At 72.6% G+C, this 25,267-nt stretch carries 21 protein-coding genes and 1 pseudogene; 7 read left to right on the top strand and 15 right to left on the bottom strand.

What is annotated here, in order from left to right; translation table 11 throughout:
* Positions 1 to 127: 127 nt before the first annotated feature.
* Complete coding sequence (locus tag ACFO60_RS08350; protein WP_380838837.1) at positions 128 to 1,303, bottom strand: cytochrome P450; 1,176 nt, start codon at positions 1,301 to 1,303, stop codon at positions 128 to 130.
* A gap of 418 nt (positions 1,304 to 1,721) precedes the next feature.
* On the opposite strand from ACFO60_RS08350, the gene ACFO60_RS08345 reads away from it, so the two are divergent.
* From ACFO60_RS08345 to ACFO60_RS08335, 3 genes and pseudogenes are all read left to right on the top strand, one after another.
* Positions 1,722 to 2,747, top strand: coding sequence for a methyltransferase (locus ACFO60_RS08345; RefSeq protein WP_380838836.1), 1,026 nt, complete (start codon positions 1,722 to 1,724; stop codon positions 2,745 to 2,747).
* Positions 2,748 to 2,779: 32 nt separating this feature from the next.
* A pseudogene (locus tag ACFO60_RS08340) lies at positions 2,780 to 2,908 on the top strand (transposase); the annotation flags it as partial.
* A 61-nt stretch (positions 2,909 to 2,969) separates the two neighbouring features.
* The gene (locus ACFO60_RS08335) at positions 2,970 to 3,638 is read left to right on the top strand and encodes a class I SAM-dependent DNA methyltransferase (protein ID WP_380838834.1); all 669 of its coding nucleotides are present in this window, start codon (positions 2,970 to 2,972) and stop codon (positions 3,636 to 3,638) included.
* Between the two features lie 86 nt (positions 3,639 to 3,724).
* Here ACFO60_RS08335 and ACFO60_RS08330 read toward each other — a convergent pair whose 3' ends face one another.
* The 12 genes from ACFO60_RS08330 to ACFO60_RS08275 form a co-directional block, all read right to left on the bottom strand.
* Complete coding sequence (locus ACFO60_RS08330) at positions 3,725 to 4,702, bottom strand: NAD-dependent epimerase/dehydratase family protein (RefSeq protein ID WP_380838832.1); 978 nt, start codon at positions 4,700 to 4,702, stop codon at positions 3,725 to 3,727.
* Entirely contained in the window at positions 4,699 to 6,207 is a 1,509-nt protein-coding gene (locus ACFO60_RS08325; protein WP_380838830.1) for a class I adenylate-forming enzyme family protein, read from the bottom strand. Before ACFO60_RS08325 ends, ACFO60_RS08330 begins: the two co-directional genes overlap by 4 nt.
* Positions 6,208 to 6,274: 67 nt before the next feature.
* On the bottom strand, positions 6,275 to 7,501 hold the full coding sequence (locus ACFO60_RS08320; RefSeq protein WP_380838829.1) for a cytochrome P450: 1,227 nt from the start codon (positions 7,499 to 7,501) through the stop codon (positions 6,275 to 6,277).
* Positions 7,498 to 8,247, bottom strand: coding sequence for a glycosyltransferase family A protein (locus ACFO60_RS08315; RefSeq protein ID WP_380838827.1), 750 nt, complete (start codon positions 8,245 to 8,247; stop codon positions 7,498 to 7,500). Before ACFO60_RS08315 ends, ACFO60_RS08320 begins: the two co-directional genes overlap by 4 nt.
* Before the next feature lie 12 nt (positions 8,248 to 8,259).
* Positions 8,260 to 9,219, bottom strand: a complete 960-nt coding sequence (locus ACFO60_RS08310; protein ID WP_380838825.1) for a 3-oxoacyl-ACP synthase III family protein — start codon at positions 9,217 to 9,219, stop codon at positions 8,260 to 8,262.
* 84 nt (positions 9,220 to 9,303) lie between these two features.
* Positions 9,304 to 10,140 (bottom strand): undecaprenyl-diphosphate phosphatase, encoded by an 837-nt coding sequence (locus ACFO60_RS08305; RefSeq protein WP_380838824.1) that lies wholly within the window; start codon positions 10,138 to 10,140, stop codon positions 9,304 to 9,306.
* Between the two features lie 361 nt (positions 10,141 to 10,501).
* Positions 10,502 to 11,935 (bottom strand): NADP-dependent phosphogluconate dehydrogenase, encoded by a 1,434-nt coding sequence (gene gndA, locus ACFO60_RS08300; RefSeq protein WP_380838822.1) that lies wholly within the window; start codon positions 11,933 to 11,935, stop codon positions 10,502 to 10,504.
* Positions 11,936 to 12,051: 116 nt separating this feature from the next.
* Positions 12,052 to 12,720 carry an HAD family hydrolase gene (locus ACFO60_RS08295; RefSeq protein WP_380838821.1) on the bottom strand — a complete coding sequence of 223 codons (669 nt, stop codon included), beginning with the start codon at positions 12,718 to 12,720 and terminating at the stop codon, positions 12,052 to 12,054.
* Positions 12,721 to 12,901: 181 nt separating this feature from the next.
* A complete protein-coding gene (locus ACFO60_RS08290; protein WP_380838819.1) occupies positions 12,902 to 14,347 on the bottom strand; it encodes an LCP family protein in 1,446 nt (481 codons plus the stop codon).
* A gap of 143 nt (positions 14,348 to 14,490) precedes the next feature.
* Positions 14,491 to 15,645, bottom strand: coding sequence for an acyltransferase family protein (locus ACFO60_RS08285; protein WP_380838817.1), 1,155 nt, complete (start codon positions 15,643 to 15,645; stop codon positions 14,491 to 14,493).
* A gap of 195 nt (positions 15,646 to 15,840) precedes the next feature.
* On the bottom strand, positions 15,841 to 16,863 hold the full coding sequence (locus tag ACFO60_RS08280; protein ID WP_380838815.1) for a hemolysin family protein: 1,023 nt from the start codon (positions 16,861 to 16,863) through the stop codon (positions 15,841 to 15,843).
* Entirely contained in the window at positions 16,860 to 18,191 is a 1,332-nt protein-coding gene (locus tag ACFO60_RS08275; protein WP_380838814.1) for a hemolysin family protein, read from the bottom strand. Before ACFO60_RS08275 ends, ACFO60_RS08280 begins: the two co-directional genes overlap by 4 nt.
* A gap of 386 nt (positions 18,192 to 18,577) precedes the next feature.
* Here ACFO60_RS08275 and ACFO60_RS08270 point away from each other — a divergent pair, with 386 nt between their 5' ends.
* Positions 18,578 to 19,030, top strand: coding sequence for a VOC family protein (locus ACFO60_RS08270; protein ID WP_380838812.1), 453 nt, complete (start codon positions 18,578 to 18,580; stop codon positions 19,028 to 19,030).
* Between the two features lie 347 nt (positions 19,031 to 19,377).
* Positions 19,378 to 20,019 (top strand): RraA family protein, encoded by a 642-nt coding sequence (locus tag ACFO60_RS08265; protein WP_380838811.1) that lies wholly within the window; start codon positions 19,378 to 19,380, stop codon positions 20,017 to 20,019.
* Positions 20,020 to 20,092: 73 nt separating this feature from the next.
* Here ACFO60_RS08265 and ACFO60_RS08260 read toward each other — a convergent pair whose 3' ends face one another.
* Complete coding sequence (locus tag ACFO60_RS08260; protein ID WP_380838809.1) at positions 20,093 to 20,287, bottom strand: CsbD family protein; 195 nt, start codon at positions 20,285 to 20,287, stop codon at positions 20,093 to 20,095.
* A 223-nt stretch (positions 20,288 to 20,510) separates the two neighbouring features.
* Between ACFO60_RS08260 and ACFO60_RS08255 the strand changes: the two genes are divergently transcribed.
* Both ACFO60_RS08255 and ACFO60_RS08250 read left to right on the top strand, forming a co-directional pair.
* The gene (locus tag ACFO60_RS08255) at positions 20,511 to 22,553 is read left to right on the top strand and encodes a bifunctional copper resistance protein CopD/cytochrome c oxidase assembly protein (protein WP_380838808.1); all 2,043 of its coding nucleotides are present in this window, start codon (positions 20,511 to 20,513) and stop codon (positions 22,551 to 22,553) included.
* Positions 22,554 to 22,620: 67 nt separating this feature from the next.
* Positions 22,621 to 23,892 (top strand): APC family permease, encoded by a 1,272-nt coding sequence (locus ACFO60_RS08250; protein WP_380838806.1) that lies wholly within the window; start codon positions 22,621 to 22,623, stop codon positions 23,890 to 23,892.
* A gap of 116 nt (positions 23,893 to 24,008) precedes the next feature.
* On the opposite strand, the gene ACFO60_RS08245 is transcribed toward ACFO60_RS08250, so the two are convergent.
* The gene (locus tag ACFO60_RS08245; RefSeq protein WP_380838805.1) at positions 24,009 to 24,968 is read right to left on the bottom strand and encodes a hypothetical protein; all 960 of its coding nucleotides are present in this window, start codon (positions 24,966 to 24,968) and stop codon (positions 24,009 to 24,011) included.
* Positions 24,969 to 25,267 lie beyond the last annotated feature (299 nt).

Raw genomic sequence — 25,267 nt, 5'->3', positions numbered from 1 at the left:
ACAGATTAGTAACGACGAGTGCCGCAACCCCAGCGCCGGTGCCGCGACACACCGGAGAAGTGGTCCGAGGTGCCAAGATGTCCGGAACGTGCCGGGAGGTGACGAGGCCGCCCCGGGCTTCACCGGATCACCAGGTGACCGGCACCTCCAGCAGGCCGCCGGTCAGCCTGCCCTCGCGCGGCCGGAGCTCGTCCACCGGCACCGCGAGCTCCATCGTCGGGAAGCGCCGGAACAGCGTGCCGAAGACCTCGTTCAGCTCGACCCTGGCCAGGTTCGCCCCGATGCAGTAATGGTGGGCGTAGCCGAAGGCGACGTGCGGCTCGGGCCGCGCGCGGTGGACGTCGAACACGTCGGGGCCGGGGAAGACGGTCTCGTCGCGGTTGGCCGCCGCGGACATGATGATCACCGCCTCCCCGGCGCGGACGGTCACGTCCCCGGCCTCGATGTCGGACTTGGCGTACCGCACCAGGCCGTGGTCGGTCGGCGAGGTCATCCGCAGGATCTCCTCCACCGCCTGAGGCGCCAGGGAGGGGTCGGCCGCCAGGGCGTCGCGCTGGGCGAGGTCGCGCAGCAGGAAGACCACGCCGAAGTCGATGCGGTTGACCGTCGTCTCGTGCCCCGCGAACAGCAGGCCCGCACCGAGCTGGGCGATCTCCTGGTCGTCGGCGTCCATCTGCGCGAGGTCCGACAGCACGTCCTCGGCCGGGTGCCTGCGCTTCTGGTTCACCAACTCCATCATGTAGGCGCTGAACTTCTCCAGCGCCGCCATCGACGCGGCGGCGTCCGCCGTGATGGACACGCCGTCCGACAGGGCACGGAAATGCTCACGGTCCTCGAACGGCACGCCGAGCAGCTCGCAGATCACCAGCACGGGCAGCGGGAATGAGAAGTTCTCGTGCAGGTCGACCGGCGGCGCCGTCTCGGCCATGTCGTCGAGCAGGCCGCTGACCAGCTCCTGGACGTGGCCCGACAGGGCTTTCATCCGCCGGGCCGAGAACGCGGGCGAAAGGAGCCTGCGCATCCGCTGGTGCTGCTCCTTCTCGGTGTCGTAGTCGCCCGTGGGGCCGCCCATGAGCACCGAACCGGACACCCGGGTCGCCGAGGCGGGGTCGGGGTGCGAGCGGCCGAGACGCTCGTCGGCGAGCATCCGCCTGACCATCTCGTACCCGCTGACCAGCCACGCCTCGTCGCCGGTCTGCGTGCGCACTCTGGTGATCGGCGCCTCCTGGCGCAGCTCCCGGTAGGCGGACGGGACGTCGAGCGGGTCAGTTCGCGAAAACGGCGTCTGCGGTAGATCGGACACGGTGGGGGTCCCTCCGTCGGTTCGCTCCCCTTTGCGAACGGTCCTTTCGACGGTCGCACCCGAGCGGCGATCCCGCAATGCCCATTGTCAAGACAAGCCCTGACACTTAGTGATCGCCAAAGACGACCCCGATCCCACCCGGCGCCAATGGGTGATACTCCCTATTTTTCTTCTTTGCCGGGCTCTGAGCGCACTCCTCGAATCCGTATGACGATGGTCTCCTTCGCTTCAGCTCGTATGCGGGGCGAGGTTCGACTCCTGTCAGGGGTACGCAGTCGGGTCGTGGCGCAGCTGAGTGACCACGCTTCGTCGGGACCGAACCAGGGCCATCCCTCTGTCGACGACGCCTTACGGCTCGCACAATGATTGCGACGACGATTGCGCCGTCCATGTGCCGGGGACAAATCGGAGGCGTTTCATGGCCGCCAGTGATGACCACCACGCCGCGCCAGATCGACAGACGAGGCCCTTCGACACACTGACCGCGGCGCTCGGGGGCCTGTTCGTCGGGCACTGTCTGGCCTCCGTGGCCAGGTTCGGCGTCGCCGACGCGCTCGACGACACGCCGCGGACGGCCCAGGAGCTGGCCGAAGCCACCGGGGCGGATCCCGAGGCCCTCAGTCGTGTGCTTCGCCTCCTCGCCGCCCATGGCGTCTTCGCGGCCGGCGACGACCGCTTCACCCACACCGGCGCGTCGCGAATGCTCCGTTCCGACCATCCCCAGTCTTGGCGTGACTTCGTGGCAACATTCGGAACCGAACGTACTGCAAGGCAACTGGGTTACTTCGACTACTCACTCCAGACTGGACTCCCGGCCACGAACAAGCTGAATCCGGACGGGTTCTTCGCCATCCTTCAGAGTGATCCCGAGGCGGGCCGGGTCTTCGACGCCGCGATGGTCTCAAAGGCGCGTATCCAAGTCGCGAGTGTCCTGGCCGCCTACGACTTCTCGGACTGCGGAACGATCGCCGACATCGGCGGCGGCCAAGGACACCTACTGCGGGCGGTGGTGGACGCGGCCGAGCGAACCACGGGCATCCTTTTCGACCTGCCCCCGGTGATCGAGCGTGCCGCGGAGATCGCCTCCGATCGGCTCACGCTGCAAGCCGGCGACTTCTTCAAGGACCCGCTGCCGGTCTGCGACACCTACATGCTCATGGACGTGATCCACGACTGGGACGTCGAGCGGGCCACGGCGATCCTGGCCGCCGTACGGAAGGCCGCTCCGCCGTATGCGCGGCTGTTGTTGGTGGAGAGCGTCATCCCCGACGCCCCTGGGCCCGACTGGTCCAAAGCCATGGACATCGTGATGCTCGTCCACACCGGTGGCAGGCAACGCACCCACAGCGAACACGAGTCGCTGTTGCAGACCTGCGGTTTCCGGCTCGAGCGGGTCGTTGCGACGACATCGGATGTGTCGATCCTCGAGGCGGTGTGCGCCTGACCGGGCACTGATTTCGGGTCCGCGTCGAGCGGGATCCTGGCCGATCCCTTGGGAAGGTCGAAAACAGCCAGATCGGGGTGTTCCTCGGCTACGCCTGCGCGGCCGGTCGGGCGCTGCTGGATGTCCGGCTCTACCTGCCGCGGTCCTGGGCCGCCGACCGGGCCGCGCCGACCGGTCGATGATCGACGCCCCTCGCCGGGCGATGAACTACAGTCGTGCGCCGTGGCCGAATCCTCCCCCTATCTGACCGCGACGACGGACGCCTACGACGCCGTCGCCGACCTCTACGCCGACTTCGTCCGTGACTCGCTCGACCGGCTGCCACTGGATCGCGCGATGGTCGCCGCGTTCGCCGAACTCGTACGGGCCGCCGAACCCCGGCCCGTCGCCGAGGCGGGCTGCGGCCCCGGGTACATGACGGCACACCTGCGTGACCTCGGACTGGACGCCTTCGGCGTCGACCTGTCTACCGCGATGATCGACATCGCCCGCAGGGACCATCCTGACCTGCGTTTCGACGTCGGTTCGATGGGCGCCCTCGACGTGGCCGACGGCGAGCTGGGCGGCCTGCTCTCCTGGTACTCCCTCATCCACGTCCCGCCACCGGAGCTGCCGCCGTACTTCGCCGAGTTCCGCCGGGTGCTGGCCCCGGGTGGTCACCTCCTGCTCGGTTTCTTCGAATCCGAGGGCGGTCCGGTGCTGGAGTTCGACCACAAGGTCACGCCGGCCTACCGGTGGCCGATCGACGAGCTGGCCGACCTGGCACGCAAGGAAGAGTTCGTCGAGGTGGGGCGGATGTTGCGCGAGCCTCTGGAGGGCGAACGATTCCGCCGCGGCCACCTGCTGATGCGCCGCGACCATGCCGCGGCGGCGACCACGAGCACGGAATGAACACGCGCCCGCCGCCGATCCCCCAGACCGGCGGGTGATCTGAACCCGCGCCGGCGCGGGTGGGCTGCCGGTCTCGGGAGCCCGGGTCACCAGGTGGTGGCGCCGCGGAAGGACGTGGGGGCCGGGCGGTAGCCGAGGCGGTCGCGGGCCGCGGTGATGTCCAGGGTGCGCTCCACGGCGAGGTGCCCGACGGCGTAGCGGGTCAGGCGCGGCGGGCGCGAGCGGCCGAGCACGCGGAAGGCCGTCTCGGCGGCCGCGGCCAGCGGCCCGGCGACGGCGGCGGGCACGTAGGCCGGGTCGGCGGTGACGCCCCGCTCGCGCAAGAAGGCGCGCAGGGCGTCGTCCAGCACGACGGGCTCGGCGTCGGTCACGTTGAACACTCCGGCCTCGAGCGGCCCGGCGGCGGCCGCCAGGCAGGCCTGTGCCAGGTTGCCGACCGAGGTCAGGCTGATGCGCTGACGTCCGGTGCCGACCGCCCACAGCCGGCCGTGGCGCACCGCGCCGAGCAGCCGGGGCATCAGGGTGCGGTCGCCGGGGCCGTAGATCGCGTGCGGCCTGAGCATCACCGCCGTGTCCCGCACCAGCCGTTCGGCCAGTGCCTTGGAGGCGCCGTAGGCGTTGACGTACCGTTCCGCGCGGCACTCGTCCTCGCGGGCCATCACCGTGGGACGCAGCGGGTCGTACACGCTGGCCGTGCTCACGTGGACGAACCGGGCATCGGGGAAGGACCGCCGGACCCGCAGCGTGCCGTGCGCGTTCACCTCGAAGAACTCCCGGGCCGGGCCCCAGTCGGTGACGGTGCCGGCGCAGTGGATCACCGCGTCCACCTCGGGCAGGTCGCCCGGCGGCGGCCGGGTGACGTCCCACGAGCGGTACGACGCCACGGCGCCCATGGACGGCGGGGCCTCGGCCGCTCCCCGGCGACCGTCCGGGTCCGCGCCCGTCACGCCCAGGGCCGCGCGGGGGCGGCGGCCGAAGGCGTGGACCTCCCACCCCGCCGCCGTCGCGACCCGGCACACCGCCCCGCCCACGAATCCCGACGCCCCGGTGACCGCCACCCTCATCGGCCGCCGCCGTCCAGGCGCCTCGCGACGGCGGCGCGCAGCGTCGTGCGGTCGAGCTTGTCCGTCCGGCCCGTGCGGGGGAAGTCCGCGAGCACCTCCACCCGGTCGGGCAGCGCCCCGGCGTCCACGAGACGGGGCAGGGCCCTGCGCAGGGCCGCCGGGTCGAACCCGTCGCCGGCCACCACGGCCAGCACGACCTCCTCGTCGCCGGTCTCCGCGTCCGGCACGCCCACGATGGCCGCCTCGGCCACGCCGGGCAGCGCGGCCAGCGCGGGCTCGTAGAGCCCCGGGTAGATGTTGAATCCGTCCCTGAGGATCATGTCCTTCTTCCGGCCCAGCAGGATCAGCCGGCCCTTCTCGTCGACGCGGGCGAGGTCGCCGGTGGCCACCTCGCGCAGCGGCGGCTCGCCGAGGTAGCCCCGGGCGAGCTGAGGCCCCGAGACGTGCAGCTCACCGTCGCCGGAGACGCGCACGGCGACGCCCGGCAGCGGCGTGCCGAGCAGGTCGCCCTCCTGGCAGGCCAGCTTGTCCTCCGCCGAGGCGATCGCGATCGGCAGCGCCTCGGTCATGGCGTACACCGACCAGATCTCGGCGTGCGGGGCGGCGGCCCGGGCGCGGCGCAGCACGGCGGGAGGGGAGGGCGCCGTGCCCAGCAGCAGGCAGCGCAGGGTGCCGGGCAGCCGTGGGTCCTCCCGCAGGATGCGGTCGAGCCGCACGGGGACGCAGAAGGCATGGGTGGCCCCCCGCTCGGCGAGCTCGCGGGCGAACGGCCGCGCGCCGGGCAGCGACCAGGTGGCGCCGGCCATGAGGGCGGGCAGGCCCAGCATGAGCTGGTCGGTGTGCACGACGTCGCCGGGGGCCAGCGGGACCGCCGAGCCGAACAGCGCCGACCCCTCCGCGAGTGATCCCCGGGTGTGGACGACGCCGCGCGGCCGTCCCGTCGTGCCCGAGGTGAACGCGACCACGGCCGGCTGGTCCGGCCGCTCCTCGTGCGCCCCCGGCGGGCCGGGAGGCCGCCCGCGGTACACGGCGCGCAGCGGCACGGCGCCGCGAGGGACGCCCGGGAGCCAGGGGCCGGCGTACAGGTGGCGCACCGGACGGCCCGGCGCGGGGTCGCGCAGGTGCGGCAGCGACAGGCCGCGGCGGCGGGCCAGGGCGCGCAGCGGCCCGCTCAGCGTGTAGGCCACCGAGTCGGCGACCACCCATGCCGGCACGACGCCGGCCAGCCGCGCGGCGGCCACGTCGGGGGCCAGGCCCGGATCGGCGAGGACCAGCATCCCTCCGGCCGCCACCGCGCCGAGGGCGAGCGCCACGGCGTCCGGGCCGGGTCGCGCCGCGAAGAGCACCCCGTCGCCCGGCCGCAGCCCGGTCATGGCCCCGGCGACGGCGAGGACCCGGCGCCGGAGCTCGCCGTACGTCAGCGTCGCGCCGCGCCCGTCGACGACCGCGACGCCGCCGGGGGCGCGCCGGGCGGCGTCGAGGACGCCGGCGACGACGTCGCTCACGCGGGCACGGCCTTTGTCCACAGGGGGTGCTTCACGCGGGTACCGCCTTTGTCCACAGGGGGTGATTTCACGGGGGCACCGCCCTTATCCACAGGTGGTGGTAGGTGGGGATGAGCACTCCTCGGGCGGCCTTCCGGCCGACCACCCGGACGTGGGCGGACAGCACGACGCCGGCCACGGCGCGGGTCTCGGCCAGCGCCAGCGGGTAGCCGATGCAGAAGTGCGGGCCCGCACCGAACCAGAGCCTGCGCAGCTCCTGCGGGTGCGTCCTCGCGGGATCGAACGGGCCGTAGGCGCGGGCGCAGTTGTGCGTCGCGATCAGCACGCGGTCGCCCGGCCGCACCGGCACGCGGCCGACACGGGCGGGGGCGGCGACGGACCTCAGCATCACCGGCGTCGGGGTGGTGACCCGCATCGCCTCCTCGATCGCCCGGTCGAGGTGCTCGGGCCCGTCCGGGCGCACGCCCGCGTCGTGCAGCAGCGCGACCAGCCGGGGGACGAACGTGGCCACCGTCTCGGTGCCGGTGAGGAAGAACGCGCCCGCCGCGCCGCGCGCCTCGGCCTCGGACAGGCCGAGGGAGCGCATGCGGCCCATGACCGTCGTCTCCTCGCCCCGTGCGTAGGCGGCCGCCGCGATGGCGCCGACGCGGTCCAGCACCTCGCGGGCGGCGGAGATCTGCCGCGCGGACAGGCGGCGCGAGCGCAGCGACACCATGGACACGATGCGCTCCCCGTCGGCGAACAGCGCCCGGGCGTCGTCCGGTGAGACCTCTCCCATGCCGATCAGCCGGCAGATCACCGCCCCCGCCATGAGCCGCATCTCGTCGACCAGGTCCACGGTGTCGCCGCGCGCGAGCCTCGCCGACAGGGCCGCGAGCGGCGCCTGGAGCACCTGCGACACCAGCGAGGCGACCTGGGCGGGGGCGAAGAGCGGCGCGAGCCTGCGGCGCAGCGCGGCGTGCGCCTCGCCCTCCATGTTGAGCAGCACCGACGGGCCGAGCACGGGCGTCCACAGGTCGCCGGGGGAACCGGGGCCGTCCTTCCTGAAGCGCTCGTCCAGCAGCACGGCGCGGGCGGCGGCCGCGTCGTTGACCACGACGCCGACGCCGGGCACCCGCACCACCGGGCCGAGCCGGGCGAGCAGCCGCATCAGCGGGTAGGCGACCGGATGCGCGGCCAGGTAGAGGCGGGTCTCGTGGTCCGGCGACCACCGGCGGGTGACGGCACGTGCCGCCTTATGGCCGGCGGCGGGCCGCGGGGCCGGGTCGCGCCGGGCGCCGGCGGGGGGAGTCATCGGACGTCGACGACGTCGGGGCGGTAGTGGTGGTCGGCGTACCAGGCGAGGGTGCCCGCCAGGCCGTAGGCGCGCAGGCGGCGCACCGAGCCGTACACGACCACGTCGCGCCGCGAGCCGTACGCGCCGGTCACCTTGCGCACCCGGTTGACCAGGGCGCGGTCCTCGTGCACCTCCTCGATCGCCGTGCGGGGGAAGCCGCCCGACCGCTCGTAGAGCGAGGCCGTGATGCCCACGGTGGCGCCGGGCATCATGATGTACGGCCCGAGGTGGCCGGCGCCGCGGTTGCCCGGCCGCAGGCGGCCGAACGCGGCGGCCACGGCGACCACGAAGGGGATGAGCCGCCGTTCCCACAGCTTGAGCGGGAACTCGTCCGTGCGCGGCCTGAGCTTGCCGCCGACCATCTCCAGCCCGTCGCCGAAGGCCCGTTTGATCGCCCGCACCCAGTCGCGGCGCGGCACGCAGTCGGCGTCCGTCCTGGCCAGGTGGGTGGCGCCCTGGGCGATGGCGTGGCGCACGCCGGTGTCGGAGGCGGCGCCGGTGCCCTTGCGGACCTCCTGGACGACCCGGATCGTCATCGAGGACGTGGCGGCGTAGGACTTCACCACCTCAGCAGTGCCGTCGGTGCTCATGTTGTCCACCACGAGCAGGGTGAAGGCGGGATCGTCCTGCGCCTCCAGCGCGCGCAGGGTCGCCTCGATGCCCTTGGCCTCGTTGTACGCGGGGACGATCACCCACAGATCCATGGAGCGTGCCTCTCACAGGTCCGCGAACATCACGCCGAGGCTGACGCCGCCGCCCAGCCCGAGCAGCGCGACGCGGTCGCCCGGCCGGGCGCCTCCCGCGCACAGCTGGAGCGGCAGGGTGGCCGAGGCGCAGTTGCCGTGCTCGGGCAGCGTCACCACCAGGCGGTCCTCGGGGATGCCGAGCGTCCGGGTGAGGACCGCCAGGTAGGGCATGGCGACCTGGTGCACGGCCACCAGCGAGAAGTCCTCCCAGGTCAGCCCGGTGCGCTTGAGCGCGTTGAGGAAGATGTCCGGGCCGATGAGCTCGAACGCCTCCTTCAGCCGCCGCCCGTCGCCGCGGAAGTAGGAGTACTCGGGGTCACGCGGGTGGGCGGAGCCGCCCCCGGGGAGCGTGCCGATCGCCCACGCGGTGGAGTCGGCCGAGAAGTCGCGGTAGAAGATGCCGCGGCCGGCGTCCGCGGTGACCAGAACGGCCGCTCCCGCGTCCGACAGCGTGTACCCGGCGAAGGCGTCCACGAACTGCGCGCGGCCGCCGACCCGCCAGCGGACGGCGCGGGACGGCATCTCGCCCGTGCAGACGAGCACCTTGCGGTGCGCGCCCGTGCGGACCAGCGCGTCGGCGACCTGGAGCCCGTTCAGCAGGCTGTTGCAGGCGTTCTTGACGTCGAACACCGGGCATGACAGGCCGAGCTTCGCCGCCACGATGTGCGCGGTCGCGGGCTCGACCATGTCCTGCGAGGCCGACGCGAAGATCAGCAGGTCGGCGTCCCTGTGGTCCAGCCCCCGCGCCGCCGCGACCGCGAGGTCGGACGCCTGCTGGTCGTCGGACGCCACGTGCCGCCGCGCGACGCCCGTCATCCGCTCGATGACGCCGCGGTGCGGAACGTACCCCTCGATGCGCGCCTCCACGTCGGCGCTGGTCATGGTGCGCTCAGGCAGATGCGTCGCGACGCCCGATATACGGGCCTTCATCGCGCCCCTCCGTGTCATCGAATGCCCCTGTTGTCGGCAATCTACCGAACTTTGCGGCGCGAGCGGCGGGCGCGGAGGGGGCGCTCAGGCGGCGGGGATCAGGTCGATGCTCACGGCCACGATGACCAGGACGCCGAGGAGGACGCGGTAGACGATGAACGGCGTGAAACGGTGCGTGCTGATGTAACGCATGAGCCAGGCGATCACGGCGTAGCCGACGGCGAACGACACCACGGTGGCGACGATCGTCGGTCCCCACGCCGGCGCGCGGCCCTCTCCGATCTTGAACAGCTCCAGGAGACCCGACATGAGCACGGCCGGGATGGCGAGCAGGAAGGAGTACTCCGCCGCCTCCTCGCGCCGGTAGCCGAGCAGCAGGCCCGCGCCCGTCGTGCCGCCCGAGCGGGAGACGCCCGGGATGAGGGCCAGCGCCTGGGCGAGGCCGTAGGTCAGGGCGTGCGGCAGGTTGAGGTTCTTGTCCAGGGTCAGCTCGTTGCGCGCCATGCGGTCGGCGACGGCCAGCAGCAGCCCGAAGACGATCAGGCACGTGCCGACCAGGCGCAGGTCGCGCAGGGTGGTCTCGATCGTGTCCTGGAACGCCAGGCCGAGCACGCCGATGGGGACGCTGCCCGCGATCACGTACCAGCCCATGCGCGCCGCCGAGTCCTGGCGCAGCTCCGGCGTCCACAGGGACCGCGTCCAGGTGGAGATGATGTCCCAGATGCGCGCGCGGAAGTAGATGAGCACGGCCGTCTCGGTGCCGAGCTGGATCACCGCGGTGAAGGCGGCGCCGGGGTCGTGCCAGCCGAAGAACGCCGACACCACCCTGATGTGCGCGCTTGAGGAGATGGGCAGGAACTCTGTCAGCCCTTGCACCAGACCGAGCACGAGGGCCTCGAACCAGCCGATCAATGCGCGCACCTTCCGGGGGAGGGCCGCCGGAGAGAAGGGGCAGAGACCGGCGGCCGCGAGTGACGGGGTCCAGGCGAGGCTAGCGGACCCCGGAACCGGCTTGATCGGCCGAACGGCCGACCCCGCGCCCGCACAGCCCGCCCCGGCCCGCCCGCGACCCGGCCGCCCGAGCCCCGCGTGACCCGTCCCCCGGCCGGGCCGGCCCGACCGGGGCCCGGCGGGCCCGGCCGGGTTCCTGCAAGGTCACGCTCCGCGGCCGGTGAGTGCGTGAGCGTCCCCCTGCTGGGACCGGTATGTCCCGTCAAGGAACCCCGCGTCCGTTCAGACGCCAGGCCGGACCCCACCGAGGTGCCTCACTCCACCTTCGCCGTCAGGCGTCGGTGCGGGTCTCGGGACGGTCGGGCAGCTCCCACTGGGTGTGGTAGACCCCGTCGCGGTCGGTCCTGCGGTAGGTGTGGGCGCCGAAGAAGTCGCGCTGCGCCTGGATCAGCGCCGCCGGGAGCCGGTCGGCGCGCAGCCCGTCGTAGTAGGCGAGCGAGCTGGCGAAACCCGGAGCGGGGATGCCGTTCTTGGTCGCGGTGACGGCGACGTCGCGCCACGCGTTCTGCGCGTCGCCCACCTCGGCGGCGAACCGCGCGTCGGTCAGCAGGGTGGGCGTGTTCGGGTCGGACTCGTACGCCTCGCGGATGCGGTCGAGGAACTTGGCCCTGATGATGCAGCCGCCCCGCCAGATGGTCGCCATCGCGCCGAGGTCGATGTTCCAGCCGTACTGCGCGCTGCCGGCCTGGATCTCGTTGAAGCCCTGCGCGTAGGCCACGACCTTCGAGGAGTACAGGGCCTGCTCGACGTCGTCGGCGAAGGAGTGGTCGAGCCCGCCGCCGGAGGGACCGGCGAGCTGACGCGCCGCGCCGCGCATGTCGACGTGCCCGGACAGCGACCGGGCGAAGACCGCCTCGGCGATGCCGGTGACCGGGACGCCGAGGTCGAGGGCCGCCTGCACGGTCCAGCGGCCGGTGCCCTTCTGCTCTGCCTGGTCGAGCACCACGTCCACGTACGGCTTGCCGGTGGCGCGGTCCACGTGGGACAGCACGTCGGCGGTGATCTCGATGAGGTAGGAGCCCAGCCGCCCCTCGTTCCAGGTGCGGAAGGTCTCGGCGATCTCGCCTGGCGTCATCCCCGACGCCTTGCGCAGCAGGTCGTAGGCCTCCGCGATGAGCTGCATGTCGGCGTACTCGATGCCGTTGTGCACCATCTTCACGAAGTGCCCGGCGCCGTCCGGGCCGACGTAGGTGCAACACGGCACGCCGTCGACCTTGGCCGCGATGTCCTCCAGGATCGGGCCCAGCGACTCGTAGGCCTCGGGCGACCCGCCCGGCATGATGCTCGGGCCGTCCAGGGCCCCCTGCTCGCCGCCGGAGATGCCGACGCCGACGAAGTGGATGCCGCGCTCGCGCAGGGCCGCCTCCCGGCGCCGGGTGTCGGCGAAGTGGGCGTTGCCTCCGTCGATCAGGATGTCGCCGGGTTCGAGCAGCGGCGCGAACTCGTCGATCACGGCGTCCGTCGCGGCGCCCGCCTGCACCATGATCACCATCTTGCGGGGACGGGCCAGCGAGGCGACGAACGCCTCAGGCGTCTCCGCGGGAAGGAACTCCCCTTCGTGACCGAATTCCTCGATCAGTGCCTTGGTCTTGGTGTTGGTCCGGTTGTGCGCCGCGACCGTGTATCCGTGCCGGGCGAAGTTGCGTGCCAGATTGCGGCCCATGACTCCGAGGCCCGTCACGCCGATGACCGCTTGCTGTGCCATGTCCGATCACTCTCCCTTTGATCCGGCAATACGCCGTGAGTACCCATCCGGTTCGATGGAGCGGGGGACCTCCACACGCACGCTAGGCCATCAAGGTAACCGGGGCACGGGCCGGATCAATTCCGGAGAAGCCGTCCTGTCGGGCCGTCCTCCAGATGCTGGAGGAGGTCCTGGCAGTCCTTGTAGACGGCTTCGGCGCCCGCGTCGAGCAGGGAGGCGGTGTCGATGCCCCCCGAGCGCACCCCCACGCACCCGACCTTCGCCGAGCGGGCGGCCAGCATGTCCCAGAGAGTGTCTCCCAGCATGATGGCGTCCTGTGCGCGCAGGCCGGCCTTCTTCAGCGCCTGCCGCACGGGTTCGGGATGGGGTTTGGACTTGTCGACGTCGTCCGCGTGGACAAGCTCGGAGACCACGTCCTGCGCGCCCGTGAGGGCGATCAGCCGCTCGGCGTCGTCCTTGGGCGCGCTGGTCGCCACCACGACGGTCAGGCCGCGGTCGGCGACCGCTTTCAGCAGTTCGCCCGCTCCCGGCACCGGCCGCACCTCGTCGAGCCGCGGCTTGTACAGCCGGGCGTGCGTCTCGGAGATCGCCTCGGCCTCCTCATCGGTCGCCCGTGGGAGCAGATAGTCGATCAGTGCGCGGTCGGCCCGCCCGATGGCCCCGTGAATGTCCACCATCGGGATGTGGTGGCCCTGCCGCCGGAACCCCTCCCACCAGGCGACCACGTGCAGGTAGTTCGTGTCGACCAGCGTTCCGTCGATGTCGAAGATGACTCCGCGTCGCATAGATCACCGTCCCTGTGTGACGCCGGGCGATCGCCCGCCCCCTGTGCCGCTCGGCGCCCCGATCGGCGGGTGGCCCGGCCGTGCCCGATCTCACCGCGTGGCGTGCGGCGAGTGACACATGCCCCGTTCCGTACCCCGGACCGCACCGGTCCAACTACGGACGGGCACGGCGGCGGGGGTTTCAGTTCGCCGAGCAGGAGTCCTGCGTCGCGTCGATGCCCTTCAGGTCGTCCTCGGAGACCGCAGCGGGCTTGAGCCCCTTCCAGTCGGCGCCGATCACCAGCACGAGTCGCGTGGTCGTCACGTCGGTCACCGGAAGGTTGCGCGAGACCACGAGGTCGCCGGCGAGCGTCGGCACGCGGGTCTGCCCGTCGGTGGCGTACCTGATCGTCGTCTTGGCGTACGGCTTGCGCTTGAGGTCGCCGACCTTCACGACCGTGTAGCCTCGCTGCTCCAGCGCCGCGGCGACCTGGCGGCCGAGTCCGCCCCGGTAGGTGCCGTTCTGCACCGAAATCTCGATCTTGGACTTCGGCACCTTGGTGGTCTGGCGGCCGGTCTTGACGTTCGAGCCCTTGATCTTGGTGTCGGTCGCGACCAGCCGGAAGAGCTGCCTGGCCTGCGGCTGCACCCACTCGACCCGGCCGGGCTGGGTGAGCGAGTAACGCCACGGGGTGGTGACGAAGCGGATGTTGCCGGCCGCGAGCCCTTGCGCGCTCGTCGCCAGGTCCTTCATGACGCCCACGGTGAGCTGCGGGTCGGTGGTGACGGACTTGGTGGCGGCGTCCAGGAAGTGGAACAGCCGGGCGGGGTCGGCCAGCGTGGCGCCGCTCATCGCCTTCTTGATCATCGAGGCGATGAACATCTGCTGCCGCTGGATGCGGCCGATGTCGGACCCGTCCCCGAGGCTGTAGCGGGCGCGCACGTAGCCGAGGGCCTGCTCGCCCTTGACGACCTGGCGGCCGGCGGACAGGTGGAGCATGGCCTTGGTGTCGTCGATCGCCTTGGGGACGCAGATCTCGACGCCGCCGAGCGCGTTGACCATGCTCTTGAACCCGGTGAAGTCGACCTTGGCGAAGTGGTCGATGTGGATGCCGGTGAGCGACTCGATCGTCTTCCAGGTGCAGCCGATGCCGCCGAAGTTGAAGGACTCGTTGATCATGCCGATGTGCGGCCGCTGGCCGGGCAGCCCGTTCTTCGGCGTGCAGGCGGGCAACTGCACCAGTGAGTCACGCGGGAAGCTGATCAGCAGCGCGTTGCCCCGGTCGGGGGAAAGGTGCGCGAGGATGATCGTGTCGGTGCGTTCGCCCGACTCCCGGTGCCCGTACTTGACGTTCGCGCCGGCGCGGGTGTCCGACCCCACGACCAGGATGTTCAGCGCCTTGCTGACCTTGGCGGGGCGGGTGCCGAGTTCTCTGGCGTCCACGTCGACGTGCTTGATGTTGCCGCTCAGCTTGGTGTACGCGCCGACGAGCGAGGCGCCTGCCGCGAGAGAGACCCCCGTGACCGCCGCGACCAGGCACCACAGCCACGGCTTCCACCGTTGTGCGCGCTTCGCGCCGCCGGTCGGCCCGCCCGGGGGCGGCTCCACGGGCTGGGTAGGACGCACATCGACAAGCCCGCCGTTCATTGTCCCCACGGAATGGCCAGGGCTGGTGGCCTTCGGGCCACACGCCGACGAACAGGCACCGGATCCACCCGTCCGGCAAGCCGCGAGCAAGTCTAGCCATGCCTGTCATATATGTGATGACCTGTCGGGGTATTCGCAGCAAATCATGAGTTAAGCAGGGGTGATGTGATGGTGATCCGCCGCACGACCTGGAGCACCAGCGGGTGCAGCAGGTAGATCGAGTAGCTCACCAGGCCAAGCCAGGCCAGGACGGGCGGGATGGCCCGGCGGCGCAGGGCGAGCCCGGCGGCGAAGGTCAGCCATGCCCCGATCACGGCGGCCGACCAGCTCCACTTGAACGCCGATTGCCCGGCCTCCGGCATGCCCCACCCAGGGCCGAGCCACACCGCCGCGGCGACCGACGACACCGGCACCAGCGCGACCGCCCACCACCACCTCGCGCGCAGAGCGGGGACGCGCTCCATGTGGTGCAGGACCGTGCCGCCGAACATCGTCGCCAAGATGGCCAGGCTCTGCCAGGCGCCGACCCTGCTGTTGAAGGTGAGCAGGACGAGGGCGAGCGCCGCGATCGCGATGGCGCCGTACCGCCGCACGTCCGGGTCGCGAACGAGCACGGCGGCGACCCCTGCGGCCAGGAGGGTCACGGTCACGGCCACGACCGTCCCTGCGCCAAGGCTCCGCGACAGCAGCCCGGCGGGCACGAGGGCGCCGGCGACGGGCGCGCACACCGCCAGCGCCACAGCGGCTCCGGCCCCGGCCCGGACCCCGCGTGCGCCGAGCACGAAGATCGCGGTCACGAGCAGGTAGAACGCCATCTCGTACGACAGCGTCCAGAAGACGTTGACGACGCCCGGCACCTGGAGCAGATCCTGCAGCATCGTGACGTGCGCGAGGGCGGCGCTCCACGGTCGCTCGGCGATCTGGGCGGGAAGGACGGTGTACACCCCGATGACGGCGAAGACGGCGCCCGCGGCCGCCGCCAACGCCCACAAGGGGTACAGGCGAAACAAGCGGGTGATCCAGAAAGCGCGGACGCTGCCGCGCCGTTCCAGCGAGATCGGAACGACATAGCCGCTGACCAGGAAGAAAACCAGCACGCCGTACTGCCCGAAGTCGAACCACGGGCTGATCGCCGCCCGGACCTCCGGCAGCAGCGCGTCCAGGGAGTGCTCGAAGACCACGATCAGCGCGGCGACCCCGCGAAGGGCGTCCAGCCAGGACTGCCGGACGCCCGCCGGCGACGGGCGCGTGGCGGGCGGCGGCGAGAGCGGGGGCCTCGGGAGGGTCGTGACCTGCATTCGCGCCTGGCTACCCCGCGCACCGGCGGGTCTAACCCGCCTCCGGACGTCTTCACCGTCCTGCCGTCCGGCGTCAACCCGTGGTCGGCGCGCTGTTCACTCCCGCTGAACGTCCTGCCACGCCCCGGCGCAGCGTCTTGACCGTGCGCCGGTGGAGTGTCTCGGCCGTGCTCCGGTCACGTGGCCGTGCTCCGGTCAGACGGCGGGGTCCTGGTGGGCGTGGTGGAGCAGGCCGGTGATGACGTCCTCCAGGGTGACGACGCCGGCCACCGTGCCGTCGTCGGCGGTGATCGCGGCGAGCTGCGCCCGGCGCCTGCGCATCGTCGCCAGCACGTCCGCCATGGTCGTCCGGTGGCCGACGTGCGGCAGGTCGCGGGCCGGCAGCGGCTCGTCCGGCGCGTGGCCGTTGAGCGCGTCCAGGACGTGCAGGTAGCCGCTCAGCCGCCCGGGGGCGGGGCCGTTCACCGGGAAGCGCGAGTGGCCGTACCGGCCGGCGTACTCCTGGAGCTCGGCCGCCCGCGTGGTGGCCGGCACGCTGACCACCTCGCCGATCGGCACCATCACCGACTCCACCGGGCGCGCGTAGAGGGCGAGGGCGGCGATCATGCGGTCGTGCTCGTCCTGGTCGAGCAGCCGGTGCCGGTGCGACTCCTGGATCAGCGCCGGCATCTCGTCGGAGGTGAAGACCGACCGCACCTCCTCGATGCGCGGGATGCGCAGCGCCCGCAGGACGCCCGCCGCGATGGCGTTGATCACCACCAGTAGGGGGCGGGTCGCGCGGGCGACGACGCGCAGAGTGGGCACCAGCCACAGCGCGGCCTGGTCGGGGCCCGACAGGGCGAGGTTCTTCGGCACCATCTCGCCGATGATCACGTGCGCGGAGACCACGATGACCATGGCCAGGGCGAACGCCGCGGGGTGGACCAGGCCGGGGGGGAGGCCGAGCGCGGCGAACAGCGGCTCGAGCGCGTGAGCCACGACCGGCTCGCCGACGGCGCCGAGCGCCAGGGAGGCGAGGGTCACGCCGAGCTGCGCGGCGGCGAGCATCAGCGGCACCGCGTCCATGGCGGCCAGCACGGCCCGTGCCCGCCGCGACCCCTCCTTGGCGGCCGGTTCGATCTGGGTGCGGCGCGCGGAGATCAGCGCGAACTCGGCGCCGACGAAGAACCCGTTGACTCCGAGCAGGACCAGGATGGCCAGGGCGTCCAGGAGGGTCACTGGTGCTCCTCCGCGGCCGGGGCGGTCAGCGTGATCTGCTCGATCCGGTGGCGGCGCACGGTGTCGGCCCTGAGCGTCCACCCATCGACCACCACGCTGTCCCCGGGATCGGGCAGCCGGCCGAGCCGGCTGATCAGCAGCCCCGCGAGCGTCTCGTACGGCCCCTCCGGCATCTGGAAGCCGATGCGCTCCTCCACTTCGTGGGCTCTCAGCAGCGCTGGGACGGTCACCGACGTCCCTGAGGCGAGCAGGGCGCCCTGGGGCTCGTCCGAGCCCTCTTCGGGCAGGTCGTACTCGTCGGCGATGTCGCCGATCAGCTCCTCCGCCAGGTCCTCCACGGTGACGATGCCGGCGAAGCCGCCGTACTCGTCCACCACGACCGCCATCTCCCTGCGAGCGGAGAAAAGCCGCTCTTGGACGGTCTCCAGGTCGAGCGACTCGGGGATCAGCAGGGGAGGGCGCCGGATCGCCGCAACCAGCGTCGTCGTCCGGTCGGTCTCGGGCACGGCGAAGGCGTCCACGACGGAGGCGACGCCGACGATGTCGTCCAGTTCGCCGCCGGACACCGGCAGCCGCAGGTGGCGCTCGCGGCGTGCGAGCGTCAGGAAGTCGGCGACGGTGTCGGTGTCGGTCACGGTCACGCAGTCGGTGCGCGGGGTCATCGCCTCGGCGGCGGTCCTGTCCCCGAAGCTCAGCGCCCGGCGCAGCATGGCCGCGGTGGCGCCCGGCAGGGCGCCGGCCTCGGCGGACTGGCTCATCAGCAGGCTCAGCTCGTCGGGGGAACGGGCCGACGCGAGCTCGTCCTGCGGCTCGGCCCCGAGCGCGCGCACCAGGGCGTTCGCCGTCGCGTTGCACGCCTTGATCAGCGGGGCGAACACCGCGGAGAACGCGCGCTGCGGGGGCGCGGAGAAGCGGGCGATCGCCATCGGCCGGGAGAGCGCGGCGTTCTTGGGCACCAGCTCGCCGAGCACCATCTGGCTCACCGTGGCGACGAGCAGGCCGAGCAGCGCGGACACGCTCTCGCCCGCCCGGCCGGGCAGCCCGGGAATGCGTTCGACGAGGGGGTGCAGCAGGTGGGCGATGGAGGGCTCGGCGATGACGCCGAGCATCAGCGAGGTGATCGTGATGCCGAGCTGGGCGCCGGACAGCTGGAAGGACAGCTTGCGCACGGCCGCCAGGATGCCCTGGGCTCCGCGATCGCCCGCCGAGGCGAGCCGCTGGACCTCGCCGCGCTCGACGGTCACCAGTGAGAACTCCGCCGCGACGAAGACGCCGTTCGCGATGACAAGGGCCAGCGCGCCCAGCAGGAAGATCAGATCGACGATCACGGTCTCGCCCTCCCGTGGAGTCCGCCTCTTCAGTAGATCAGACTCCGCGCCTTGTCCGGCTCTGGCCGGAACCGTACCGGCACGGCCCCTCGCTGGGAAATGCCGTGCGGGGTCCCCCCGAGGTGGCCGGGGACGGCCCCGGCGGCTGGACCGGTCGAATCGGCTGCCGGCCCTCTAGGCACGGCGGCGCGCCGATCGGATACTACGCGAAGGCGACATCAGTGCCGCGGCGCGGACGGGCTCGGGGGCCCTTCCGCGGCGGCGATTCGGGGCACGTACCACGTAAGGGAAGCCGAAGGCCGCCTGACGACGGGTTGGATCCCGGACGGGCGGAGCCGCCGAGGAGGACCGGCCGGAGGCGAGCAGAACGGGGCAAGGAGGCACTGATGCTCGGCAAGAAGCTCACGGAGGCGCGCTGGACGCACGTCGCGCTGCCCAGCTGCGACCTCGACAAGGCCATCGAGTTCTACACGACCATGACCCCGCTCGTGGTGGTCTCCACGCACGAGGACAAGGACGGGCGCAACGCCTGGCTCTCCAACGACAAGCAGGTGGAGACGCCGTTCGTGCTCGTCCTGGTGGAGTTCGCCGAGGACCGGGGCCGCAGGCAGCCGCAGCTGGCGCCGTTCGCCCACCTCGGCATGGAGGTGCCGAGCCGCGAGGACGTCGAAGAGATCGCCGGGCGGGCGCGGGAGCTGGGCTGCCTGCACTGGGAGCCGACGCAGTTGCCGCCCCCCGTGGGTTACGTCTGCGCCCTGACCGACCCCGACGGCAACGTTGTGGAGATCTCCAACGATCAGAAGGTGTTCGAGGAAGTGCGCACGCTCTGGGCCGAGTGACGCCCCCGCGGCCGGCTCTGGCGGCGGGCGGCGGACGGGCGAGGAGCGAGCGGCGACGAGCAAGGAGTGAAGCGCTTCACCGGAACTCGATTCCAGAATGTCCGCGACCGCACGACGACGGCGGATCGCGGGGCCGGCTTCGCACATAAGAAGCGGGACAACTAGGACAAGTAGTAGAAACAGGGCAAACGGGAGAAGTGGGGGAGGGAACCATGTGCGTCGTCCATATCGCGCCGCGCGTGCGGGGCCCGACTGGATAGGGCCCGTTCCGGCAGGTCTGACACCGCACCCGAGGGGCGTAGCGCGCCCACCTCAGTCGGCAAGATCCGGAAATCAACCTATAAGAGGTGATCGATACCGTGGTTCCGCCTACCACCGCGATCGCGGACGTATTGCAATTACGGGGCCAGACGGGCTGGCTCAGCCCGCCGCTGCGCCCCATCCACCGATCGCCGGGATTGTTCGGCAAGGCCCGTACCGTACGACTCGCACCAGGACCAGGCGAGTACGGCCTCGCACCGCTCCGCACGCTCATGGACGACTGCCTGGCGGACCAGGTGATCGTCGTTGCCGGCGCCCAGGCGGCGGCCGGAGCGGTCTGGGACGAGATCCTGACCCGGGCGGCGCTCGCACGTGGCGCGCGCGGCCTCCTGGTCGAGGGCGGGGTGCGCGACGTCAACGCCCACCGCGACCTCGGCCTGCCCGTATGGGCCCTGTACGAGGCGACGGCCGGGCCAGGATTTGATGTGCACGTCGCCGCGCTCGGCGGCCCTGTGAAGATCGGGGACGTGACGGTGGACGAGAGCACCACCATCGTCATGGACGGCGCGGGGGTGATCGCCCTGCCCTCGACCGACGTGTTCGCCGACTCCTACATGTACGCCGACGCCGAGGAGAACGTCGTCGCGGCGCTCCGCGAGGGCGCCACCCTGGCGGAGGCCGACCGGTACAAGGAGGACATGGTCGCCAAACTCCGCCGCGCCCTCTGACCCGCCTTCGCGCCGCCACGCGCACCCGCCTTCCACCGGGCGGGTACGCGTGGCGGCGTCAGGCGTGAACGGTTCAGTCCTTGAAGGCGTCCTTCACGTTCTTCGCGGCGTCCTTCACACGCTCACCGGCCTGCTTCAGGCTGCCCTTGGCCTCGTCGGCCTCGCCTTCGGCCCTGAGCTCCTCGTCGTCGGTCGCCTCACCGACGCCCTGCTTGACCTTGCCCTTGAGCTGCTCGGCCTTGTTGGCGATCTTGTCGTCAGCGCCCATGATCAGTCCCCCTTCGCAGTGGCTCTGTCCCGCTACTGCACCTGTCCGGTGCAGGGACGGGTAAACGCCGCCGTCGGCCATCCACTCCGTCAAGTCCCCGCCAGGCGCGGGCAAAGCGGCCGGGACGAGCGGGGAGAGCTCGCCACGGCCTGAAAACGCCGACATACTTGATCAGGCGCGGGCAACAGCGGCAGTGCGTATCCAACGACGAGGAAGCAGGACCATGGCCTCCCCCCGGCGCTCGATCGTGTTCGTGTCCACGGCGGTTGCCGCCGTGGTGCTCGCGGCGCTCGCCGTGCTCTTCGCGGCTCTGTTGTTCGGTGGCGGCTGGCCGCCGCGGCAGATTCCCGGCCTTCCCTCGCCCGGCCCCCTCACCACCGCGGGGCTGCCCGTCGTGCGGGTGCTCCTGGACGTGTGCGCGGTCGCGACGGTCGGCACCCTGCTCGCGGCGGCGGCGCTGGCCGGCGACACGGACGAGCGGCGCGCGATCACCCGCGCCGCCGGGCCGTGGGCGCTCGGATGGGCCCTCGCCGCGGCGCTCACCCAGATCCTCACCATGTCCGACCTGCTCGGGCTGCCGATCGGGGAAGCGCTCGCGTCGGGATTCCTGCTCACCTACAGCGCAGAGGTGCCGCAGGGGCAGGCGTTCCTGCTGGTGACGCTGCTCGCGGTGGGCCTCGCGGTGGCGACCACGCTGCGTCTGGGCTTCTGGGGCCGGGCGGCGCTGCTCGCGGTGGCGCTGTTCGCCGTCCTGCCGCCCGCCTATGTCGGCCACTCCGCCTCGGCCGCCGACCACAACATCGCCGTCTCCAGCCTCATGGTGCACATCGCCGGGGTGACGCTCTGGGTGGGCGGCCTGTTCGCGCTGATCGTCCACCTGCGCCGCCCGGAGTCCCGGGGGGCCGGGCGCGCCGTCGCGGTGCGGCGGTTCAGCGCGGTCGCGCTCTGCTGCTATGTCGCGGTCGGGGCCTCCGGCCTGGTCAACGCCTGGATCCGCCTCGGCGGGGCGGCCGAGTTCTGGACGACCCGGTACGGCCTGCTGGTCCTGGCCAAACTCGCGGCACTGGGCGTGCTCGGCTGGTTCGGCTGGACCCACCGCCGCTCCACCATCGCGGCCCTGGAGGCCGGCGCCGCCGAACCGGCCCGACCAGGGACGTCCACCGAACCGGCCGCGTCCACCGAATCCGCCGCGTCCACCGCGTCTACTGAGTCCGCCACCTCCGCCGAGTCCGCCACCTCCGTCGCGTCCGCCGCGTCCGTGGTGCCGGGCGACGGAGGTGACGGCGGCGGCCGTGGGACGTTCCTGCGGCTGGCTGCCGCCGAGGTGGGGGTGATGGCGTGCACCGTCGCGCTGGCGGTCGGCCTGTCGCGCACCCCGCCGCCGCGTGCCGACGCGCCGCACGGCCAGCACGAACTGCTCGGCTACTCGCTGCCGCCGTTCACGCCCTGGCGGCTCCTCACCGAGACCCGGCCGGACCCGCTGATGATCCTGGCCGTGGCCGGCGTGGGCGTCGCCTACCTCGTCGGTGTGCGGCGACTGGCCCGCCGAGGCGAGGGATGGCCGGCCGGCCGTACGGCGGCCGCGATGGCCGGCGTCCTGGTCCTGCTGTACGGCGTGGCGGGCGGGGTGGCCGCGTACGGCCCGGCGATGTTCTCCATGCACGCCCTGCAGTACGCACTCATCGGCACCGTCGGTCCGGCGCTTCTCGCCCTCGGCGCCCTTGTGACGCCGCTTCGGGAGGCGGCGCCGCTGCTGGGCCGCGCGACAGGCGGCCCGTCGGCGACCGCGCTGACACATCCAGCGGCCGCCACGGCCGTGTACGCCCTGCCGTACCTGTTGCTCTATGTCACCGGCCTGTTCGAGCCGGTGCAGTCGAGCCTCGCCGTGCGCCTGACCGCGATGGCCGTCATGGGGCTGACGGGAACGTGGTTCTTCGTCGTCGTGCTCGGGCTCGATCCGCTGCCCAGGGCGATCGGACTGGCCGTGCGCGTCCGCATGCTTGCGGGCGCGCTGGCCGTCCAGGTCTGGGTGGCTCTGCTGTTCCTCGCGGGCCCGGCGCAGGGGTCCGAGTGGTACGCCGCTCTCGCCATCCCATGGGCGCCCGGCCGGGCCGCGGATCAGGGGGCGGGCGCGGTTTTCGGCGCGGGGCCGGCCGCCGCGACGATCGTGCTCCTGATCGTCCTCATGACCGTCTGGCGGCGCAGGGCCGGCCGCCGTCTCGCGGCGCGGGAGATCCCCACGCAGGCGGGCGCGCTGCGGCCCTGACCGGTCTCGCCGGCCCCTTCCGCCCCCGGACGGGCCGGGAGGGCGCGCCACCGCCTAAAGTGGCGCCATGACGCGGTCGCCGGCCCCGGACTCCAGCGGCGGATCCCCTGCCACGCTCGCGCGGCGCCTCGGCACGGGCGACGCCGTCGTGGTCGGCCTCGGATCCATGATCGGCGCCGGGGTGTTCGCGGCGTTCGGGCCGGCCGCGGCCGCCGCGGGCCCGGGGCTGCTGCCCGCGCTCGCCCTCGCGGCGCTGGTCGCGTACTGCAACGCCACCTCCTCCGCCCGGCTCGCCGCCCGCTACCCCGCCTCCGGCGGCACCTACGTGTACGGCCGCGAGCGCCTGGGCGAGTTCTGGGGGTACCTCGCGGGCTGGGCCTTCGTGGTCGGCAAGACCGCGAGCTGCGCGGCGATGGCGCTGACCGTGGGGGCCTACGCCTGGCCAGGGCACGAGCACCTGGTGGCGGTGGCGGCCGTGGCGGCGATCACGGCGGTCGACTACGCGGGGGTGCACAGGGCGGCCTGGGTCACCCGGCTGATCGTGGCGGTCGTCCTGGTGGTGCTGGCGGTCGCCGTCGTCGCCTGCCTCGCCGGCGGCGGGGCGGCGCCGTCCCCGCTGGCCGCCGGGATGACGGCGGGCGGCGTGCTCCAGGCGGCCGGGCTGCTCTTCTTCGCCTTCGCCGGATACGCGCGCGTCGCGACCCTCGGCGAAGAGGTGCGCGACCCGGCGCGCACCATCCCGAGGGCCATCCCCATCGCCCTGGGGCTGACCTTGATCGTCTATGCCGCCGTGGCCGTCGCCGTGCTCGCCGCCCTCGGTCCTGAGCGTCTCGCCCGCTCAGCCGCGCCCATCGCGGACGCCGTCCGCGCCGCCGGGGCCGCGGGGCTGGTCCCGCTGATCACGGTGGGGGCCGCGACGGCCGCGCTCGGGTCGCTGCTGGCGCTCGTCCTCGGGGTCTCGCGCACGGTGCTGGCGATGGCCAGGGACGGTCACCTTCCCCGCCCGCTGGGCGTCGTCCACCCGCGCTTCCGCGTCCCGCACCGCGCGACGCTCGCCGTGGGCCTGGTGGTGGCCGTCGTCGCCGGCGTCGCCGACGTGCGCGGCGCGATCGGCTTCTCGTCCTTCGGCGTGCTCGTGTACTACGCGATCGCCAACGCCTCGGCGTTCACCCTGGCGGCCGGCGAGGGCCGTCCCGTCCGGGCCGTTCCCGTTGTCGGGCTGGCCGGCTGCCTGCTGCTGGCCTTCAGCCTCCCCCTGCCGTCGGCGCTCGCCGGGGCCGGGGTGCTGGCCGCCGGCGCGGTCGCCTGGGCGGTGCGGCGGACGCCGCGGCGGCGCTGAGGGGGCCCGCCCGCGACAGCGCCAAGAGGCTGCGGCGGCGCTGAGACGGCCGTCGCGCCGAGGGTGCCGCGGCGGCGCCGGGAGAGTTCCGGCGCCGCCGGACAGCCGGTGATCTCTCAGAAGAGCCAGTCGAGCAGGCCGCCGTTCCTCTCGGTCGGGGTCGGCGCGGGCTGAGGCGGGGGCGCCTGCGTGGTGGGAGGAGCCGAGGGTGAGGGGCTGGGCTCCGTCGTCGGCGTGTCGTCCTCCAGTCGCGGGTCCTCCGGCTCCTGCTGGGGCTGACTGGACCTCGGCGTGGGCGGGGCCGACGACTGGCGGGTGCGGGTCGGCGACGGCCGCGGCGTCGGCTGCCGGGTCGCCCGCGGCCGGGAGGTCGTCGTGGGCGCGGCGGTGGGCGAGGCACTGGGCGCCTGCGTCGCCTCCTCGGTCTCCTCCGGGACGGCGGCCGGGCCGGTGGCCTCGCCGGTCGGGTCGGCGGCCGGGCTGCCGGTGCCTCCGGGCGCCTTCTGCCCGGCGGGAGAGCAGTCGGCGGGCGCGGCGCACGCGGCCTCGGGCTTGGAGCCGACCGAGGAGGACACGATCCAGCCGCCCGCGACCGCGAGCACGACGATCGCGGCCATGGCGAGGATCAGGCCCTTGTTCTTGCTGCCCTTCTCCTCCTCCAGGTCGCTGTCGCCCGTCCAGCCGGAGCCGAGGAACCCGCGGCGCCGCCCCTCGCCCTCGGGCTCGCCGCCGGGGGCCCAGTCGTCGCCGTCCGGGCGCGCGTAGCCTTCCGGCCGCTCGTAGTCGTCGGGCGACGCCTCATAGCTCTCGGTGTACTCGCCGGGCCCGTCGGCGCGGTCGTGACCGTCGGTGCGCTCGGCGGGGCCCTCGTACCTCTCGCTCCGCTCGTGGTCCGGGCGCTCGAACTCGGCGGAGTCGTCGCCGTGGGCGTGGACGGGCTCGTGCCCGGAGGTCCATCCGTCGGACAGTACGTCGCCACCCGGGCGCTCCGGCTCCGCGGCCCAGTCGATGCTGAAGGGACCGGTCTGCTTCAGAGGATCCTCGTCATGGGATCTCGGGTTGCCGTCGCGGTCCATCTCGAACCTCTCTGCTGTGAAACCTGGCCGCGCAACTTCTTAGCAGCTCCGACAGCTACCTGTCTGGAAACTTCACAGTTCGTCCAACTTTCGCAATCTTCACATCGGTCACTTAAGCCGCAGGCCATGGCGGATGGCACCGTCGACTACCACTTCCCGAAAAGTCGTCGTAGTTTGGTTAAGAGGCGTAACAGAGCGTACGAAAGCACAGGTGAAGGGCAGGGTCGAACGTCACACCGCAGAGGCACCGTAAGACCCTGCCGGTTCGCTCGGCCGTGGCCGAATCTGGATAGCAGATT

Source organism: Sphaerisporangium dianthi (assembly GCF_042654065.1).
Classification (GTDB): Bacteria; Actinomycetota; Actinomycetes; order Streptosporangiales; family Streptosporangiaceae; genus Sphaerisporangium; species Sphaerisporangium dianthi.
Note: the sequence above shows the minus strand (reverse complement) of the source record. Positions and strands in the feature narration are given on the sequence as shown.

Excerpts from the sequence above, each read along its gene's own strand:
- ACFO60_RS08345 (WP_380838836.1), top strand. The coding sequence starts at position 1,722 with ATGGCCGCCAGTGATGACCACCACGCCGCGCCAGATCGACAGACGAGG.
- ACFO60_RS08330 (WP_380838832.1), bottom strand. The coding sequence starts at position 4,702 with ATGAGGGTGGCGGTCACCGGGGCGTCGGGATTCGTGGGCGGGGCGGTG.
- ACFO60_RS08320 (WP_380838829.1), bottom strand. The coding sequence starts at position 7,501 with ATGACTCCCCCCGCCGGCGCCCGGCGCGACCCGGCCCCGCGGCCCGCC.
- ACFO60_RS08315 (WP_380838827.1), bottom strand. The coding sequence starts at position 8,247 with ATGGATCTGTGGGTGATCGTCCCCGCGTACAACGAGGCCAAGGGCATC.
- ACFO60_RS08310 (WP_380838825.1), bottom strand. The coding sequence starts at position 9,219 with ATGAAGGCCCGTATATCGGGCGTCGCGACGCATCTGCCTGAGCGCACC.
- gndA (WP_380838822.1), bottom strand. The coding sequence starts at position 11,935 with ATGGCACAGCAAGCGGTCATCGGCGTGACGGGCCTCGGAGTCATGGGC.
- ACFO60_RS08295 (WP_380838821.1), bottom strand. The coding sequence starts at position 12,720 with ATGCGACGCGGAGTCATCTTCGACATCGACGGAACGCTGGTCGACACG.
- ACFO60_RS08290 (WP_380838819.1), bottom strand. The coding sequence starts at position 14,347 with ATGAACGGCGGGCTTGTCGATGTGCGTCCTACCCAGCCCGTGGAGCCG.
- ACFO60_RS08285 (WP_380838817.1), bottom strand. The coding sequence starts at position 15,645 with ATGCAGGTCACGACCCTCCCGAGGCCCCCGCTCTCGCCGCCGCCCGCC.
- ACFO60_RS08270 (WP_380838812.1), top strand. The coding sequence starts at position 18,578 with ATGCTCGGCAAGAAGCTCACGGAGGCGCGCTGGACGCACGTCGCGCTG.
- ACFO60_RS08260 (WP_380838809.1), bottom strand. The coding sequence starts at position 20,287 with ATGGGCGCTGACGACAAGATCGCCAACAAGGCCGAGCAGCTCAAGGGC.
- ACFO60_RS08255 (WP_380838808.1), top strand. The coding sequence starts at position 20,511 with ATGGCCTCCCCCCGGCGCTCGATCGTGTTCGTGTCCACGGCGGTTGCC.
- ACFO60_RS08250 (WP_380838806.1), top strand. The coding sequence starts at position 22,621 with ATGACGCGGTCGCCGGCCCCGGACTCCAGCGGCGGATCCCCTGCCACG.
- ACFO60_RS08245 (WP_380838805.1), bottom strand. The coding sequence starts at position 24,968 with ATGGACCGCGACGGCAACCCGAGATCCCATGACGAGGATCCTCTGAAG.